We start from the raw sequence: 16,962 nt of genomic DNA, 5'->3' as shown, positions 1-16,962 counted from the left end.
TCCGCATTCGCGAGCAGGCTCGCTCCCACATTTGTTTGGTGTGAATCCAGCGAAACTTCGCCACTACTCTGGCGCCAATATTCACACAATGACCATTCGGCGCCTTCTGGTTCCATTCGGCTTGCGCAGCGGACTTTTCTTCTATTCTCAGCTCAAGGATATCGACAGTATCACTGGATCGAGCCAGTCCTCCCGTGGGGGCTGAATACCGGCTTCACCGAGGGTCGCCGCCATGTCGCGCAACCTCTGCCTCACCCGTCAATGCCTGGGTCTTGTGACCCGTATCGAATGCGCCATCAAGCCGTTGGCCGGCGACAATGGCATGTGGACGCTGCTCTTCGCTGCCGGCATGGCCGGCGAACAACCTTCCGCCATCAAAGCCCAGGGCCCGTTTCATGGGCCGGTCGCCGCCGAATCGATACTCGACACCATCGTCGAAAGCCTGACCTTGCATGGCTACGAACTGGCCGACGATCCGCAGATCTGGAGCCTGCACCTGCAAGCCCAGTTGCGGCAGATCAACGGTGGCCGTGGCCGCGCCCTGTAGGCACTGCCGCAGGCTGCTATCTTTTGATCTTGCTCTTCAGGGAGCAGTCTCAGGCACCTGCGCCTTGTCGAGTTTGACCTCAAAGCCGTATTGCACGGTGGCGAGGTCGGTGCGCTGATAGGTTTCGACGTGGGTGGGGCGGCCATAAAAATAATGTACGCCAAACAACGCCGGGCCTTCTGCGCTCGCATCGTGGCTGACCGAGAGAATCTGCTTGAGGTAGTTGCCGCTGTCGTCTCTGACGAAGAAACGCCACTCGTTGGGCGAAAACAGTTTCAGGTCTACCGCCAGCATGTTGTTCTTGATCTCCAGGCCTTTGGGCAGGGACTTGGCGTCGTACGTCTGTTTGGCCACCGTGGCGAGAAACAGCGGCATTGAGCCGACGGCAATCGCCGGGGTTTCCGGGAACAGATTCAGATCGTAAGTAATCGTCGCGCGCAGCGGATCGACTTGATACGCCTCGGGTGGCAGTTCGATCGGTTCATCGAGCTTGCCACTGCGCTTTTCGGTGAAGAACGTCACAGGACTGACACCCGGACTGAAGTCATCGCCCAGCAATTCATCGTTGAACGTGCGGCGATGGGAGAACTCGATGCGGGCAGCGCTCGGTTCTTCCACGGATTGATGGATGCGAATGCCGGCCTTCAGTTGTTCTTCGGTGAGGCTCGCACCCTTGAGCCAGTTGGCCGCCAGATCGTCATAAACCGTCACCGACGGATCCAGCGGCTGGATGGTTTTCTCCGTGGTGTGCTGATTGAACGTGCGAATCGGCAGGTCTAGCGGTTTGCGGGTGACCGTCGCCGAGGAAAAATCCAGCACGCTGACTTCCAGGGTTTCGATCGGGCCATTGAAATAGACCTTGTTGTAGCGACGCGGGTGTTTTTGCTCGAAATCCTGCTGTTCTTGGGTGAGCTGTTTTTCCAGCGTATCGCTCCAGGCTTTCTGCTGTTGCAGGTACCCCAGTTGTTTCTGGTAGAAGGCCACTTGCTCCGGACTTTCGTTGATCGAGCCGGCGCGGACCAGATACTGCCCGGTGTTATCGCGGGCCTGGACGATCAGCGGATTGAGTTGGGCATCGGCGACTTCCGCTGCCAGCGGCAGGTTGTTGCTGAATTCGACTTCGGCGTAATTGTTTTCAAGCTTCAGCAATTTAACGCTGAGGTTGTCGTTGGTGCGGGTCTGGCCGACGTCCTTTTGCGTCAGGTCGAAGCTGTACAGGCGGCGCGGCGCGATGACTTCGATCTGGCCTTGCAGGCTGACCGGTTGCGGCAGGGTCTTCTTGTCCACGTCCAGCCCGTCAATGAACGGGTAGGTCACGGTCAGGTCATCGGGGTTGGTGACGTTGGAGCTGGACGGGCTGAGCTGAATGCCCGGATCGGTTTCCGACCATTCCGGCTGATAAGCGATCACGCGTTTGGTGCTCAACGTCACCGACTGCCACTCCACGCCATGGGGGAACAGGAAGCCGCCGGGAATGTTCAGGTTGAACGGGAACACTGGTTGCAGATCGGTGAGGTAGTCGGAGCTGGCATCTTTGTGCAGCACGAACAGGCCATTGATAAAAGTGTCGACCAGCGTCTGCGGGGCAGGGTAGTGCTTGAGCACGGCGAGGGCGTCTTCGCCGTATTCGGTGCGCGGTGGATTGTCGGCGAGTTTGAGCTGTGCCCGTTCGAGCAGCAGCAGTGAGCCACCGAGTTCGGTGATGGCGTCCTTGAGTTTCGGATCGGTGATGGCGTCCAGCGACTGTTCGAACTTTGCGGTCTTTTCTTCAAGGCTGGCGGCATGTTTCTCGTCGCCGGGCGAGCAACCGCTGATCAACAGAGCAAGACAGATTCCGGCCGTCGTTATCGGTAATCGCACATCCATTTCCACACGTCCTGTCTGCAGTCACTGGGCTGTCAATGGTTTGGACACTAGCAGAAAAAAATCACCCACACGCGCAGGTGGCGGATTTCTGGGCAGTTTCTGGCTGTCACAGGGGGCTGGTATACTCGCCGCCATTTCCAGCCCCCATGTGTGAGATTCAATGGAACGCTTTATCGAAAATGCAATGTACGCCTCGCGCTGGCTGCTGGCGCCGATCTATATCGGGCTGTCCCTCGGGCTGCTGGCGCTGGCACTGAAATTTTTCCAGGAAGTGTTTCACATCCTGCCCAACGTGTTCTCGATGGCCGAATCGGAGCTGATTCTGGTGCTGTTGTCGCTGATCGATATGGCGCTGGTCGGCGGCCTGCTGGTCATGGTGATGATTTCCGGCTACGAGAACTTCGTCTCTGAACTGAACATCGATGAAGGCAAGGAAAAGCTCAGCTGGCTCGGCACCATGGACTCGTCGTCGCTGAAGATGAAAGTCGCGGCTTCGATCGTGGCGATCTCCTCGATCCACTTGTTGCGCATCTTCATGGACGCCAAGAACGTCGATCCCGAGCACTTGATGTGGTACGTGATCATCCACATGACCTTCGTTGTTTCGGCGTTCGCCATGGGTTACCTGGACAAGGTCACCAAGCACTGATCAACCGTTGATCGCTGCAAAAACACCGCCCGTCTGTTGCGAAACAGACGGGCGGTGTCGTTTATGGCTTGTGCTTTGATGCGCGCGGGCATATCCCTGTAGAGGTCCTGACTCGCCACGTTGTGAGGTGCGTTCATGAACCTGCAAGAGTTGAATGCGTTTGCCATCGCCAGGAAGGTTGATGAGCTCAACCTGATCTCCATGGAAGGCGGGATTTATCTGCTCGAAGCACGGATGCATGGCGCGGCGTATCCGTTAAGTGATCTCAAAGGCAACATGCTGACACTGCGTTCGGTGGAGCATGCGCGGGATTTGCTGCATGCCTTCCCGGTGCTGCCGTTCAACCTTGTACACACCTCGGTACATGATGAAATGTGTGGCCTGGGCGCCAGTGGCGAGGAAAGCCTGAAGGTGCCGCTTGCCTGGCGTTCTGCCCTGTAGGCGTTGCGCGCCAACGCCGGAACATCTGTGCTAGTCTGCTCGCCCTTTTGGTTCCGGGCGCGCCGGGACGCGCTGTGCACGCACGGCAAGTCTTGTGGCCGTCCGCACAGCGGAGCAGTGTCATGTCCGAAGTAAATCTGTCCACCGACGAAACCCGCGTCAGCTACGGCATCGGCCGTCAGCTGGGTGACCAGCTGCGCGACAACCCGCCACCGGGCGTTAGCCTGGACGCGATCCTGGCTGGCCTGACCGACGCGTTCGCCGGTAAGGAAAGCCGTGTTGGCCAGGAAGAAATGTCCGCCAGCTTCAAAGTGATCCGCGAGATCATGCAGGCCGAAGCAGCTGCCAAAGCTGAAGCTGCTGCAGGCGAAGGCCTGGCCTTCCTGGCTGAAAACGCCAAGCGTGACGGCATCACTACCCTGGCTTCCGGCCTGCAATTCGAAGTGCTGACGCAGGGCGAAGGCGCCAAGCCGACCCGTGAAGACCAAGTGCGTACGCACTACCACGGCACGCTGATCGACGGCACTGTGTTCGACAGCTCCTACGAGCGCGGCCAGCCTGCAGAATTTCCGGTTGGCGGCGTGATCGCTGGCTGGACCGAAGCTCTGCAACTGATGAATGCCGGCAGCAAGTGGCGTCTGTACGTGCCGAGCGAACTGGCTTACGGCGCTCAAGGCGTTGGCAGCATCCCGCCGCACAGCGTTCTGGTATTCGACGTCGAGCTGCTGGACGTTCTGTAAGACCTTTGTGGGAGCGAGCTTGCTCGCGAATGCAGGCGACTGGATCTAACTTGAGATTCGAGTTGAAGCCTTCGCGAGCAAGCTCGCTCCCACAGGTTTTGTATTACTGCTCATAGTTCTATCTTGTGATGCAGTTCACTGGTCGGGCGCAACGCCCGGGCATAGCAAAACAGGAACAGATTGCGCACCAGCTCCTTGAGCACCAGCGGCTCGCTGGAATTCAGGCTGCTGACGTCCAGATCCCCTTGGTCTTGCAGTTCATGCAGGGCTTCTTCTTCAAGCACCGCACAGACTTCGCCGGTTTCCCGATGGAGGATTCTGAGGTATGGGTGTGGGCGGTCCAGCCAGGCGTCGATCAGATAAGTCATGGTTCTCATCTCCTTGAAAGGTTTCAATGAGAATAATTCTTATTCATCAAATAGCAAGCGCCTATTGGCGGATTCTGATTTTTTCCGGGTAAAGATTGCGTAAGGTCAAAACGGCTGGCGTTTGGCTACTGCTTGATTTTATTGGGGCGGAGCGGGGAGGGCGAAGCTCCATCCCACGGCTGGCGCGGGATGGATGACAGTCGATTCAGACCTTTCTGACGAACTCGGATTTGAGTTTCATCGGGCCGATACCGTCGATCTTGCAGTCGATGTCGTGGTCGCCATCGCACAGACGGATGTTCTTGACCTTGGTGCCGACCTTGACCACCAGCGAGGTGCCCTTGACCTTGAGGTCCTTGATCACGGTGATGGTGTCGCCGTCCTGCAGGACGTTGCCGACCGAATCTTTCTTCACGGCATCATCGGACGCCACTTCGGCTTCGCCATTGGCGGACCACTCGTGGGCGCACTCCGGGCACACCAGTTGGGTACCGTCTTCGTAGGTGTATTCGGAATTGCATTTCGGGCAGGGTGGCAACGTGCTCACTAAGGCTCCTTGGTAGGGATCGCTAAAAGTCGCACATTGTATAGGGTTTTACGCGAAGGAGGGCATAACGCAGGAACAACTGTGGGAGCCAGCCTGCTTGCGAAAGCCCTGCGTCAGTCAACATTGATATCGATTGGCAGATTGCTTTCGCGAGCAGGCTCGCTCCCACAGTGGGTTGTATCAGTGCGTACGGGCGACCGCAAACTCGCTCAGTTCAACCAGCGCATCGCGGTATTCACTGGCCGGCAGGGCATCGAGGCACTTGATCGCACGGGCCACGTAATCGCGGGCCAGTTGCGCGGTGTATTCCAGCGAACCAGACGCTTCCACGGCAATGCGGATGCTTTCCAGATCTTCGATCCCGCCTTTCTGGATCGCCTGACGCACCAGGGCAGCCTGTTCAGCCGTACCTTCGCGCATGGTGTAGATCAGCGGCAGAGTCGGCTTGCCTTCGGCCAGATCGTCGCCGACGTTCTTGCCCAGGGTTTCTGCGTCGCCCTTGTAGTCGAGCAGGTCGTCGACCAGCTGGAACGCCACGCCCAGATGATCACCGAAGGTACGCAGGGCTTCGCTCTGCTCGGCAGTCGCACCGGCCAGTGCGGCGGCACTGTGGGTCGAAGCTTCGAAGAGCATTGCGGTCTTGCCGCGGATGACTTCCATGTAGGTTTCTTCCGTGGTGCTGGCGTCGCGCACCTTGGACAGTTGCAACACTTCGCCTTCAGCGATGATGCGCGTGGCCTGGGACAGGATCTTCATCACCGGCATCGAGCCCAGTTCGACCATCATTTCGAACGAGCGCGAGTACAGGAAGTCGCCGACCAGTACGCTCGGGGCGTTGCCCCACATGGCGTTGGCGGTCGAGCGGCCACGGCGCATGCCGGACATGTCGACCACGTCGTCATGCAGCAGAGTGGCGGTGTGCAGGAATTCAATGGTGGCGGCCAACAGGCGCATGTCGTCGCCTTCGCGACCCAGGGCCTTGCCACACAGCAACACTAATAAAGGACGCAGACGTTTGCCGCCGGCCGAGGTAATGTAATCGCCGATTTTCGATACCAGCGGTACTCGGGAAGTCAGCTGCTTCTTGATGATGCCGTCGACGGCGCTAAAATCGTCCGCCACCGCGCGGTAGAAAGCTTGGGGTTGCATCAGCGAGAGTCGCTCCAGAAGGGTTGCGCGGCATGCTAGGACCCCCATCCAGACCTGTCAAGGCGCGATAGACGGCTACTTGCAAGCCTGTCGCGCCTTGCGTACAATCGCGCACCCTGAACTTCCTGGGCAGCACCTGCCTTACGCAATTGCAACGGGCCATCCAGCCTTATGCAGCCATGCCAGCCAATACCTCTTCTTATAAAGAGCTGGGTGAGCAGGATTATCGGAGAAATACCATGTCTTATGCAGTAATCGTTACTGGCGGCAAGCAGTACAAAGTCGCCCCAGGTGAATACCTGAAGATCGAAAAACTGGAAATCGCTACCGGCGAATCCGTTACCTTTGATCGCGTTCTGTTGGTTGCCAATGGCGACGACGTGAATATCGGCGCTCCAGTTGTTGCTGGCGCTACCGTTGTGGCTGAAGTGATCTCCCAAGGTCGTCACGATAAAGTCCGCATCATCAAGTTCCGTCGCCGTAAGCACCACATGAAGCGTATGGGCCACCGCCAGTGGTACACCGAGATCAAAATCACCGGTATTCAGGCTTAATTTCAGCCTAATTCCTCACTAGGAGAATTGACTCATGGCACACAAAAAAGCTGGTGGTAGTACCCGTAACGGTCGCGACTCAGAAGCCAAACGCCTTGGCGTTAAGATGTATGGCGGCCAGAAAATCATTCCGGGCAACATCATCGTGCGTCAGCGCGGCACCCAATTCCACGCTGGCTACGGCGTTGGCATGGGTAAGGATCACACCCTCTTCGCGAAAATCGAAGGCGTGATCAAGTTTGAAGTAAAAGGCGCGTTCAACCGCCGTTACGTGAGCGTTGTCGCAGCTTAATTGCGCGATCGCTGGAAAAGCCCTGTCTCGCGACGGGGCTTTTTCGTTTGTGGGGTGAGTCTCTTGCAAAACTGTTTGTATGGGCTGTCGGCGTGCGATGCAGGTCGTGTTTTGGGGTCGCTGCGCTCATTTTTGCAAGAGTCTTATGTCTTGATTGTTTTTCGGCTCGTCCGTATGGCGAGAGGCGTTGGTTATGAAGTTTGTTGATGAAGTATCGATTCGCGTAAAGGCTGGTGACGGCGGCAATGGCGCCATGAGTTTCCGTCGGGAAAAATTCATCGAAAACGGTGGCCCGAACGGCGGTGATGGCGGTGACGGCGGTTCCATCTACATGATGGCTGACGAAAACCTCAACACCTTGGTCGACTACCGTTACACCCGGCACTTCGATGCCGAGCGTGGCTCCAATGGTGGCAGCACCGATTGCACCGGTAAAAAAGGTGAAGACCTGATCCTGCGCGTGCCGGTCGGCACCACGGTGATCGACTCTGCTACCCAGGAAGTGATTGGCGACCTGACCAAGGCTGGCCAGAAACTGATGGTAGTGCAGGGCGGCTGGCACGGTCTGGGTAACACCCGTTTCAAATCCAGTACCAACCGGGCGCCGCGTCAAACCACGCCGGGCAAGCCGGGTGAGCAGCGTGATCTGAAGCTGGAAATGAAAGTACTGGCTGACGTCGGTCTGCTGGGTTTGCCGAACGCCGGTAAAAGTACCTTTATCCGTTCGGTCTCGGCCGCCAAGCCGAAAGTCGCCGACTACCCGTTCACCACGCTGGTGCCGAACCTCGGTGTGGTCAGCGTCGATCGCTGGAAGAGCTTCGTGGTCGCGGATATTCCGGGTCTGATCGAAGGTGCTTCCGACGGTGCTGGTCTGGGTATCCGTTTCCTCAAGCACTTGGCGCGCACGCGTCTGCTGCTGCACCTCGTCGACATGGCGCCGCTGGATGATTCCAGTGCGCCGGATGCTGCTGAAGTGATCGTCAACGAGCTGATCAAGTTCAGTCCGTCCCTGGCCGAGCGCGATCGTTGGTTGGTGCTGAACAAGTGCGACCAGATCCTTGAAGAAGATCACGATGAGCGCGTCAAGGAAATCGTTGATCGCCTCGAGTGGACCGGCCCGGTTTACGTGATCTCGGCCATCGCCAAGATCGGCACCGAGCGTCTGTGCCACGACATCATGCGTTACATGGAAGATCGTGCCGATCGTCTGGCTGCCGACCCGGCGTACAAGGAAGAGTTGGCCGATCTCGATCAGCGCATCGAAGATGAAGCACGCGCGCAACTGCAGGCGCTGGATGACAAGCGTGCCCTGCGTCGCAGTGGCGTGAAGTCGGTCCATGACATCGGCGACGATGATTGGGACGAAGAAGATGTGGATGACGAAGATGGTCCGGAAATCATTTACGTGCGTGACTGATTCGTTGCAGTAAACTTAAGCGCCGCTCAATCGAGCGGCGTTTTAGTATCTGGAAATCGCAAGTCACAAATAACGTCATGGGCGGCGCTGGGTCGCGCTGCCCTCAAGCTAAGGTTGAAGATGATGCGGAGCAAGGTGACAGGTGCGCAGCGTTGGGTCGTGAAGATCGGCAGCGCTTTGCTGACAGCAGATGGCAAAGGGTTGGATCGCGCGGCAATGAGTGTCTGGGTTGAGCAGATGGTGGCCTTGCATGAGGCTGGCGTCGAGTTGGTGCTGGTGTCCTCCGGAGCGGTAGCGGCTGGCATGAGTCGTTTGGGCTGGACCGCACGACCCAGTGCGATGCATGAGCTCCAGGCGGCTGCGGCAATTGGTCAGATGGGCTTGGTGCAGGCGTGGGAATCGAGCTTCGCCGAGCATGGCCGGCACACTGCGCAGATTCTCCTGACTCACGACGATTTGTCCGACCGCAAGCGCTACCTCAACGCCCGCAGCACTTTGCGTGCGCTGGTCGAGCTGAAAGTCATCCCGGTGATCAACGAAAACGACACCGTGGTCACCGACGAAATCCGTTTCGGCGACAACGACACGCTCGCGGCGCTGGTGGCCAACCTGGTCGAAGCTGATCTGTTGGTGATTCTCACTGATCGCGACGGCATGTTTGACGCCGATCCGCGTAACAACCCTGATGCGCAGCTGATATACGAAGCGCGCGCCGATGATCCAGGTCTGGATGCGGTGGCGGGCGGTACCGGTGGTGCGCTGGGTCGTGGCGGCATGCAGACCAAGTTGCGTGCGGCTCGATTGGCTGCGCGTTCCGGTGCGCACACTATTATCGTCGGTGGGCGTCTTGAGCGCGTGCTTGATCGTCTGAAGGCGGGTGAGCGCATTGGCACATTGCTGTCGCCTGAGCGTGGCATGCTCGCGGCGCGCAAGCAATGGCTGGCCGGGCATTTGCAAACTCGCGGCACCTTGGTGCTGGACGAGGGTGCGGTATCGGCGTTGTCCAAGGGCAACAAAAGTCTGCTGCCCGTCGGTGTGAAGTTGGTACAGGGCAGTTTCCGCCGCGGCGAAATGGTGGTCTGTGTGGCGCCGGATGGTCGTGAGATTGCCCGTGGCCTGGCCAACTACAGCGCGCTGGAGGCACAAAAAATCATCGGTCAGTCGTCGGATGCGATTGTCGGTTTGCTCGGTTACATGGCGGAGCCTGAATTGGTTCACCGTGACAACCTGATTCTGGTTTAAGGAAAACTCGATGCGTTTAGCAAAAGGATTGTTGGGCTTGCTGATGGCGATGCCATTGCTGGCCTCGGCCGAGGAAATCGGTCAGGTGTCGACGGTGTTCAAGTTTGTCGGTCCGAACGACCGTATTGTCGTTGAGGCTTTCGATGATCCGAAAGTCGAAGGCGTGACCTGCTACTTGTCGCGTGCCAAAACCGGCGGCGTGAAGGGTGGTCTGGGTCTGGCTGAGGATCGCGCCGAGGCGTCGATCGCTTGCCGCCAGGTCGGCCCGATAAAGTTCAAGGGTGATCTGAAGGACGGTGATGAGGTGTTCAAGGAGCGCACCTCGCTGGTGTTCAAGACCATGCAGGTGGTGCGTTTCCTCGACAAGAAGCGCAATACACTGGTGTATCTGGTCTACAGCGATCGCTTGATCGAAGGCAGCCCGCAGAATGCCGTGACCGCTATCCCGATTCTGCCATGGGTGCCGGTCCAGCAATAACATTGCAGATACAAATGTGGGAGCGAGCCTGCTCGCGAAGAGGTCGTGTCAGTCGATAAAGCTATCAATCTGGCAGATCGCATTCGCGAGCAGGCTCGCTCCCACATTTTTTTTTGCGCTGGATTTACTAAATCACAGGCAATAAAAAACCGACCCTAAGGTCGGTTTTTTAATGACTACGTCGGATTAAGCAGCTTCTTTCAGTGCTTTGACGTGGCCATTCAGGCGGCTCTTATGGCGAGCAGCCTTGTTCTTGTGGATGATGCCTTTATCGGCCATACGGTCGATAACTGGCACAGCCAGAACGTATGCAGCTTGAGCTTTTTCAGCGTCTTTTGCGTCGATGGCTTTAACTACATTCTTGATGTAGGTGCGAACCATGGAACGCAGGCTGGCGTTGTGGCTGCGACGCTTCTCAGCCTGTTTTGCACGTTTTTTGGCGGAAGGTGAGTTGGCCACCGTCGAGCTCCTCGAAAGACTTTTTAGGAAATAGCAAACAAAATAGGCCGCGAATCATGCCGATGAAGAGAAGTCTTGTCAAGGGCGCTTGAAACGTTCCGCTAAGTGGTAGGTGTAAAGAGGCGGGATATTTATTTCCGGCGCTTGACCTGTAAACTCGCGAGCTTTGGCTCTGTGCTGCTGCGGCGCGGAGTATCGCACAAGTGGGCGCTTTATTCGCCTGCTGTTTATCGACAGGCACAAATTCCCTCAATGAATCTGCTCAAATCGTTGGCCGCCGTCAGCTCTATCACGATGCTTTCCCGGATTCTGGGCTTTGTTCGTGACACGCTGATTGCCCGTACATTCGGCGCCGGTATGGCGACGGATGCCTTCTTTATTGCCTTCAAACTGCCCAATCTGTTGCGGCGAATCTTTGCTGAGGGCGCTTTCTCTCAGGCCTTTGTGCCGATTCTCGCTGAATACAAAAGCCAGCAGGGCGAAGAGGCAACCCGTACGTTCATTGCTTACGTTTCAGGTCTTCTGACGCTCGTATTAGCGGTGGTGACTGCGCTGGGCATGATCGCTGCGCCTTGGGTGATCTGGGCCACGGCCCCCGGTTTCACCGATACGCCGGAAAAATTCCAGCTCACCTCCGATCTGTTGCGGGTGACGTTCCCCTATATATTGCTGATCTCCCTGTCCTCACTGGCGGGCGCGATTCTCAATACCTGGAACCGTTTCTCGGTGCCGGCCTTTGTGCCGACCTTGCTCAACGTCAGCATGATCGTGTTTTCGCTGTTCCTTACGCCGTACTTCGATCCACCGGTCATGGCACTAGGTTGGGCAGTATTGGTCGGTGGTCTGGCGCAGTTGCTCTATCAACTGCCGCATCTGAAAAAGATCGGCATGCTGGTACTGCCGCGCCTGAATCTGCGTGATACCGGCGTCTGGCGCGTGATGAAGCAGATGCTGCCGGCGATTCTCGGCGTGTCGGTCAGCCAGATTTCGCTGATCATCAATACCATCTTCGCCTCGTTTCTGGTGGCGGGCTCGGTGTCGTGGATGTATTACGCTGATCGCCTGATGGAATTACCTTCGGGTGTGCTGGGTGTGGCGTTGGGCACGATTCTGCTGCCGACGCTGGCCAAGACCTACGCCAGCAAGGATCGCCACGAGTATTCGCGGATTCTCGATTGGGGCCTGCGCCTGTGCTTCGTGCTGGTGCTGCCATGTTCGCTGGCGTTGGGGATTCTCGCCGAGCCGCTGACCGTTTCGCTGTTCCAGTACGGTCAGTTCAGTGGCTTCGACGCCGAAATGACGCAGCGCGCACTGATTGCCTATTCTGTCGGTCTGCTCGGGATTATCGTGATCAAAGTGCTGGCGCCGGGCTTTTACGCGCAACAGAACATCCGTACCCCGGTGAAAATCGCAATCTTCACCTTGGTGGTCACTCAGTTGTTCAACCTGGTGCTGATTGGTCCGCTGGCGCACGCCGGTCTGGCCTTGGCGATCAGTGCGGGTGCGTGTCTGAATGCCGGACTGCTGTTCTATCAACTGCGCAAGCAGCAGATGTATCAGCCCCAGCCGGGTTGGGCCAAGTTTGGTTTCAAGCTGGTGGTCGCGGTGGCTGTGATGTCGGCAGTGCTGCTGATTGGCATGCATTTCATGCCGGCATGGGATCAAGGCCACATGCTTGAGCGCTTCCTGCGTCTGGGCGCATTGGTCGCGGCGGGCGTGATCGCTTATTTCGGTATGTTGCTGCTGCTCGGTTTCCGCCTGCGTGACTTCAATCGCAAGGCCTTGAGCTGAGGTTTTACCCTTTATAAACAGGCGCGGGCCGGCAGTTTTGTCGGCTCGTTCACTTTGCGTTACGGTGTTGCCTGTCGTCGACCGTCGGGTGTGGTTATAATCGACCACTTTATGAGCAAGAAGCGCGTTATGCAGCTGGTTCGAGGCCTCCACAACTTGCGCCCCCAGCATCGGGGCTGCGTCGCCACTATTGGCAACTTTGACGGTGTTCACCGTGGTCACCAGGCTATCCTGGCCCGACTGCGTGAGCGCGCGCTCGAGTTGGGTGTACCCAGCTGCGTGGTGATTTTCGAGCCGCAGCCACGGGAGTTCTTTGCTCCGGAGACCGCGCCAGCGCGTCTGGCCCGGTTGCGCGACAAGCTGCAACTGCTGGCCGCCGAAGGCGTTGACCGGGTGTTGTGTCTGGCGTTCAACCAGCGCCTGAGCAAACTCAGCGCGAGTGAATTCGTTGACACCATCCTCGTTGATGGTCTCGGCGTTCAGCATCTGGAGGTCGGTGACGACTTCCGCTTCGGTTGCGACCGCCTCGGCGATTTCGACTTCCTGCTGCAGGCCGGACAGATGCACGGTTTTACCGTTGAAGCGGCACAAACTGTCGAGCTGGACGGTATTCGCGTCAGCAGCACGCAGGTGCGCAACGCCTTGGCCGCCGCCGATTTTGCCTTGGCCGAACGTTTGCTCGGCCGCCCGTACCGGATTGCCGGTCGCGTGCTGCATGGCCAGAAGCTGGCCCGGCAACTGGGTACGCCCACTGCCAATATTCAACTCAAGCGTCGTCGCGTGCCGTTCACCGGGGTGTACCTGGTGGATGTCGATATCGACGGCAAGACCTGGCCCGGCGTCGCCAACATCGGCGTGCGGCCCACGGTGCAAGGTGATGGCAAGGCCCACCTTGAAGTCCATCTTTTAGATTTTGCCGGCGATCTGTATGACCGGCGTTTGACGGTGGTTTTCCACCAAAAGCTGCGTGAAGAGCAGCGCTTCGCCTCCCTGGAGGCATTGAAAACGGCGATCAATGCGGATGTCGCCACCGCCCGTGCACTAGCCGCACCTAGCGCCCATCGCTAATGAAGAGCCTTAAATGACCGACTATAAAGCCACGCTTAACCTTCCGGACACCGCCTTCCCAATGAAGGCCGGCCTGCCACAGCGCGAACCGCAGATCCTGCAGCGCTGGGACAGTATTGGCCTGTACGGAAAGTTGCGCGAGATTGGCAAGGATCGTCCGAAGTTCGTTCTGCACGACGGCCCTCCGTATGCCAACGGCACGATCCACATCGGTCACGCACTGAACAAGATTCTCAAGGACATGATCATCCGCTCGAAGACCCTGTCGGGTTTCGACGCGCCGTACGTTCCGGGTTGGGACTGCCACGGCCTGCCGATCGAGCACAAGGTTGAAGTGACCCACGGCAAGAACCTCGGCGCGGACAAGACCCGCGAACTGTGCCGTGCCTACGCCACCGAGCAGATCGAAGGGCAGAAGTCCGAGTTCATCCGTCTCGGCGTGCTGGGCGACTGGGCCAACCCGTACAAGACCATGGATTTCAAGAACGAGGCCGGCGAAATCCGCGCCCTCGCCGAAATCGTCAAGGGCGGCTTCGTGTTCAAGGGTCTCAAACCTGTGAACTGGTGCTTCGACTGTGGTTCGGCCCTGGCTGAAGCGGAAGTCGAGTACGAGAACAAAAAGTCCTCGACCATCGACGTGGCTTTCCCGATCGCTGACGAAGCCCAGCTCGCTGCCGCATTCGGCCTGCCGTCGCTGAGCAAACCTGCCTCGATCGTGATCTGGACCACTACCCCGTGGACCATCCCGGCCAACCAGGCGCTGAACGTCCACCCGGAATTCAACTACGCGTTGGTTGATGTCGGCGACAAGCTGCTGGTACTGGCTGAAGAGCTGGTCGAAGCCTGTCTGGCGCGCTATGGGGTTGAAGGTTCGGTCATCGCGACCACTACCGGTAAACAGCTGGAGCTGATCAACTTCCGTCACCCGTTCTACGACCGTCTGTCGCCGGTGTACCTGGCTGACTACGTCGAATTGGGCGCTGGCACCGGTGTGGTTCACTCCGCTCCGGCCTACGGCGTGGACGACTTCGTGACCTGCAAGAAATACGGCATGGTCAACGACGACATCCTCAACCCGGTGCAGAGCAACGGCGTGTACGTGCCGTCGCTGGAGTTCTTCGGCGGCCAGTTCATCTGGAAGGCCAACCCGGCCATTGTCGACAAGCTCACCGAAGTCGGTGCGCTGATGCACACCACCGTCATCGAGCACAGCTACATGCACTGCTGGCGTCACAAAACCCCGCTGATCTACCGCGCGACTGCGCAGTGGTTCATCGGCATGGACAAAGAGCCAACCAGCGGCGAAACCCTGCGTGTGCGCTCGCTCAAAGCCATCGAAGACACCAAGTTCGTCCCGGCCTGGGGCCAGGCGCGTCTGCACTCGATGATCGCCAACCGTCCGGACTGGTGTATCTCGCGTCAGCGCAACTGGGGCGTGCCGATCCCGTTCTTCCTCAACAAGGAAAGCGGCGAACTGCACCCGCGCACCGTCGAGCTGATGGAAGAAGTCGCCAAGCGCGTTGAAGTCGAAGGCATCGAAGCCTGGTTCAAGATGGACGCTGCCGAACTGCTCGGCGACGAAGCGCCGCTGTACGACAAGATCAGCGACACCCTCGACGTCTGGTTCGATTCGGGCACCACGCACTGGCACGTCCTGCGCGGTTCGCACCCGATGGGTCACGAGAGCGGCCCGCGTGCCGACCTGTACCTGGAAGGTTCCGACCAGCACCGTGGCTGGTTCCACTCGTCGCTGTTGACCGGTTGCGCCATCGACAATCACGCGCCGTACCGCGAACTGCTGACCCACGGTTTTACCGTCGACGAAGCCGGCCGCAAGATGTCCAAATCGCTGGGCAACGTGATCGCGCCGCAGAAAGTCAACGACACCCTGGGCGCCGACATCATGCGTCTGTGGGTCGCTTCGACCGACTACTCCGGTGAAATGGCGGTTTCCGACCAGATCCTGCAACGCAGTGCGGACGCCTATCGTCGCATTCGTAACACCGCGCGTTTCCTGCTTTCGAACCTGAGCGGTTTCAACCCGGCTACCGATATCCTGCCGGCGGAAGAAATGCTCGCGCTGGATCGTTGGGCGGTCGATCGCACCTTGCTGCTGCAACGCGAGCTGCAAGAGCACTACGGCGAATACCGTTTCTGGAACGTCTACTCGAAGATCCACAACTTCTGCGTGCAGGAGCTGGGCGGTTTCTACCTAGACATCATCAAGGACCGTCAGTACACCACTGGCGCCAACAGCAAGGCCCGCCGTTCGGCGCAAACCGCGCTGTTCCACATCTCCGAAGCGCTGGTGCGCTGGATCGCGCCGATCCTCGCCTTCACCGCCGACGAACTGTGGGAATACCTGCCGGGCGAGCGCAATGAGTCCGTCATGCTCAACACCTGGTACGAAGGTCTGACCGAACTGCCGGCCGACGTTGAACTGGGTCGCGACTACTGGGAACGCGTAATGGCGGTCAAAGTAGCGGTGAACAAAGAGATGGAAATCCAGCGCGCGGCGAAAGCCGTCGGCGGCAACCTGCAAGCCGAAGTGACGCTGTACGCCGAAGACGCGCTGAGCGCCGACCTGGCCAAGCTGAGCAACGAACTGCGCTTTGTCTTGATCACCTCGACTGCCAGCGTTGCGCCGTTCGTACAGGCTCCAGCCGATGCAGTAGTGACTGAAGTCAGCGGCCTGAAGCTGAAGATCGTCAAATCGGCCTTCCCGAAGTGCGCCCGTTGCTGGCACTGCCGTGAAGACGTTGGCGTGAACCCGGAGCACCCGGAAATCTGCGGCCGTTGCGTCGACAACATCAGCGGCGCTGGCGAGGTTCGTCACTATGCCTAATGCCGTTGGCCGTTTTGGACGGTTGAGCTGGCTCTGGTTGAGCTTGCTGGTTCTGGTCATCGACCAGGCCAGCAAGTTCTACTTCGAAGGCAAGCTCGAAATGTTCCAGCAGATCGTGATCATTCCCGATTACTTCAGCTGGACCCTGGCTTATAACACCGGCGCTGCTTTCAGCTTTTTGGCTGACAGCTCCGGCTGGCAGCGCTGGCTGTTTGCCCTGATCGCGATTGTGGTCAGTGCGGTGCTGGTGGTCTGGCTCAAGCGTCTGGGCCGCAACGAAACCTGGCTGGCCGTCGCGCTGGCGCTGGTGCTGGGTGGGGCGCTGGGCAATCTGTATGACCGCATTGCCTTGGGCCATGTGATCGATTTCATTCTGGTGCACTGGCAGAACCGCTGGTACTTCCCGGCGTTCAACTTCGCCGACAGCGCCATTACCGTTGGTGCGGTGATGCTTGCACTGGATATGTTCAAAAGTAAAAAGACCGGAGAAGCCGTTCATGACTGAACAG

General features: G+C 58.3%; 18 protein-coding genes. 13 read left to right on the top strand and 5 right to left on the bottom strand.

Annotated elements, in window-relative coordinates:
• Positions 1-232 precede the first annotated feature (232 nt).
• Positions 233-547 (top strand): PA4575 family protein, encoded by a 315-nt coding sequence (locus tag ACZ0A4_RS19710; protein ID WP_007909799.1) that lies wholly within the window; start codon positions 233-235, stop codon positions 545-547.
• A gap of 36 nt (positions 548-583) precedes the next feature.
• Here ACZ0A4_RS19710 and ACZ0A4_RS19705 read toward each other — a convergent pair whose 3' ends face one another.
• The gene (locus ACZ0A4_RS19705) at positions 584-2,413 is read right to left on the bottom strand and encodes a hypothetical protein (RefSeq protein ID WP_463576058.1); all 1,830 of its coding nucleotides are present in this window, start codon (positions 2,411-2,413) and stop codon (positions 584-586) included.
• A gap of 160 nt (positions 2,414-2,573) precedes the next feature.
• On the opposite strand from ACZ0A4_RS19705, the gene ACZ0A4_RS19700 reads away from it, so the two are divergent.
• The 3 genes from ACZ0A4_RS19700 (at position 2,574) to ACZ0A4_RS19690 (ending at position 4,243) form a co-directional block, all read left to right on the top strand.
• Positions 2,574-3,062, top strand: coding sequence for a TIGR00645 family protein (locus ACZ0A4_RS19700; RefSeq protein ID WP_007909801.1), 489 nt, complete (start codon positions 2,574-2,576; stop codon positions 3,060-3,062).
• A 135-nt stretch (positions 3,063-3,197) separates the two neighbouring features.
• A complete protein-coding gene (locus tag ACZ0A4_RS19695) occupies positions 3,198-3,503 on the top strand; it encodes a DUF6482 family protein (RefSeq protein WP_008078563.1) in 306 nt (101 codons plus the stop codon).
• 122 nt (positions 3,504-3,625) lie between these two features.
• Positions 3,626-4,243: an FKBP-type peptidyl-prolyl cis-trans isomerase gene (locus tag ACZ0A4_RS19690; RefSeq protein ID WP_008078561.1), complete on the top strand. Its 618-nt coding sequence runs from the start codon at positions 3,626-3,628 to the stop codon at positions 4,241-4,243.
• Between the two features lie 110 nt (positions 4,244-4,353).
• Here ACZ0A4_RS19690 and ACZ0A4_RS19685 read toward each other — a convergent pair whose 3' ends face one another.
• From ACZ0A4_RS19685 to ACZ0A4_RS19675, 3 genes are all read right to left on the bottom strand, one after another.
• Positions 4,354-4,611: a PA4570 family protein gene (locus ACZ0A4_RS19685; RefSeq protein WP_034153845.1), complete on the bottom strand. Its 258-nt coding sequence runs from the start codon at positions 4,609-4,611 to the stop codon at positions 4,354-4,356.
• A 205-nt stretch (positions 4,612-4,816) separates the two neighbouring features.
• Positions 4,817-5,158 (bottom strand): zinc ribbon domain-containing protein YjdM, encoded by a 342-nt coding sequence (locus ACZ0A4_RS19680; protein WP_077574604.1) that lies wholly within the window; start codon positions 5,156-5,158, stop codon positions 4,817-4,819.
• Between the two features lie 180 nt (positions 5,159-5,338).
• The gene (locus tag ACZ0A4_RS19675; protein ID WP_093434797.1) at positions 5,339-6,307 is read right to left on the bottom strand and encodes a polyprenyl synthetase family protein; all 969 of its coding nucleotides are present in this window, start codon (positions 6,305-6,307) and stop codon (positions 5,339-5,341) included.
• A gap of 239 nt (positions 6,308-6,546) precedes the next feature.
• Here ACZ0A4_RS19675 and rplU point away from each other — a divergent pair, with 239 nt between their 5' ends.
• The 5 genes from rplU (at position 6,547) to ACZ0A4_RS19650 (ending at position 10,290) form a co-directional block, all read left to right on the top strand.
• Positions 6,547-6,861: a 50S ribosomal protein L21 gene (gene rplU / locus ACZ0A4_RS19670; RefSeq protein ID WP_003176051.1), complete on the top strand. Its 315-nt coding sequence runs from the start codon at positions 6,547-6,549 to the stop codon at positions 6,859-6,861.
• 34 nt (positions 6,862-6,895) lie between these two features.
• Complete coding sequence (gene rpmA, locus ACZ0A4_RS19665) at positions 6,896-7,153, top strand: 50S ribosomal protein L27 (RefSeq protein ID WP_003176049.1); 258 nt, start codon at positions 6,896-6,898, stop codon at positions 7,151-7,153.
• Between the two features lie 193 nt (positions 7,154-7,346).
• On the top strand, positions 7,347-8,570 hold the full coding sequence (gene cgtA, locus ACZ0A4_RS19660; protein ID WP_242207010.1) for an Obg family GTPase CgtA: 1,224 nt from the start codon (positions 7,347-7,349) through the stop codon (positions 8,568-8,570).
• Between the two features lie 123 nt (positions 8,571-8,693).
• Complete coding sequence (proB, locus tag ACZ0A4_RS19655) at positions 8,694-9,812, top strand: glutamate 5-kinase (RefSeq protein WP_463577605.1); 1,119 nt, start codon at positions 8,694-8,696, stop codon at positions 9,810-9,812.
• Positions 9,813-9,822: 10 nt separating this feature from the next.
• Entirely contained in the window at positions 9,823-10,290 is a 468-nt protein-coding gene (locus ACZ0A4_RS19650) for a CreA family protein (protein ID WP_007909822.1), read from the top strand.
• Positions 10,291-10,476: 186 nt separating this feature from the next.
• Here ACZ0A4_RS19650 and rpsT read toward each other — a convergent pair whose 3' ends face one another.
• Entirely contained in the window at positions 10,477-10,749 is a 273-nt protein-coding gene (rpsT, locus tag ACZ0A4_RS19645) for a 30S ribosomal protein S20 (protein ID WP_003228351.1), read from the bottom strand.
• Between the two features lie 252 nt (positions 10,750-11,001).
• Here rpsT and murJ point away from each other — a divergent pair, with 252 nt between their 5' ends.
• The 4 genes from murJ (at position 11,002) to lspA (ending at position 16,958) form a co-directional block, all read left to right on the top strand.
• Entirely contained in the window at positions 11,002-12,540 is a 1,539-nt protein-coding gene (murJ, locus tag ACZ0A4_RS19640; protein ID WP_463576056.1) for a murein biosynthesis integral membrane protein MurJ, read from the top strand.
• A gap of 129 nt (positions 12,541-12,669) precedes the next feature.
• Entirely contained in the window at positions 12,670-13,608 is a 939-nt protein-coding gene (ribF, locus tag ACZ0A4_RS19635) for a bifunctional riboflavin kinase/FAD synthetase (protein ID WP_008078544.1), read from the top strand.
• Positions 13,609-13,621: 13 nt separating this feature from the next.
• Positions 13,622-16,453 carry an isoleucine--tRNA ligase gene (gene ileS / locus ACZ0A4_RS19630; protein WP_463576055.1) on the top strand — a complete coding sequence of 944 codons (2,832 nt, stop codon included), beginning with the start codon at positions 13,622-13,624 and terminating at the stop codon, positions 16,451-16,453.
• Positions 16,446-16,958, top strand: a complete 513-nt coding sequence (lspA, locus tag ACZ0A4_RS19625) for a signal peptidase II (RefSeq protein WP_007909836.1) — start codon at positions 16,446-16,448, stop codon at positions 16,956-16,958. Before ileS ends, lspA begins: the two co-directional genes overlap by 8 nt.
• Positions 16,959-16,962: the final 4 nt, after the last annotated feature.

The organism is Pseudomonas sp. AC172 (assembly GCF_979258595.1).
This window is presented reverse-complemented; position numbering and strand designations above follow the sequence as displayed.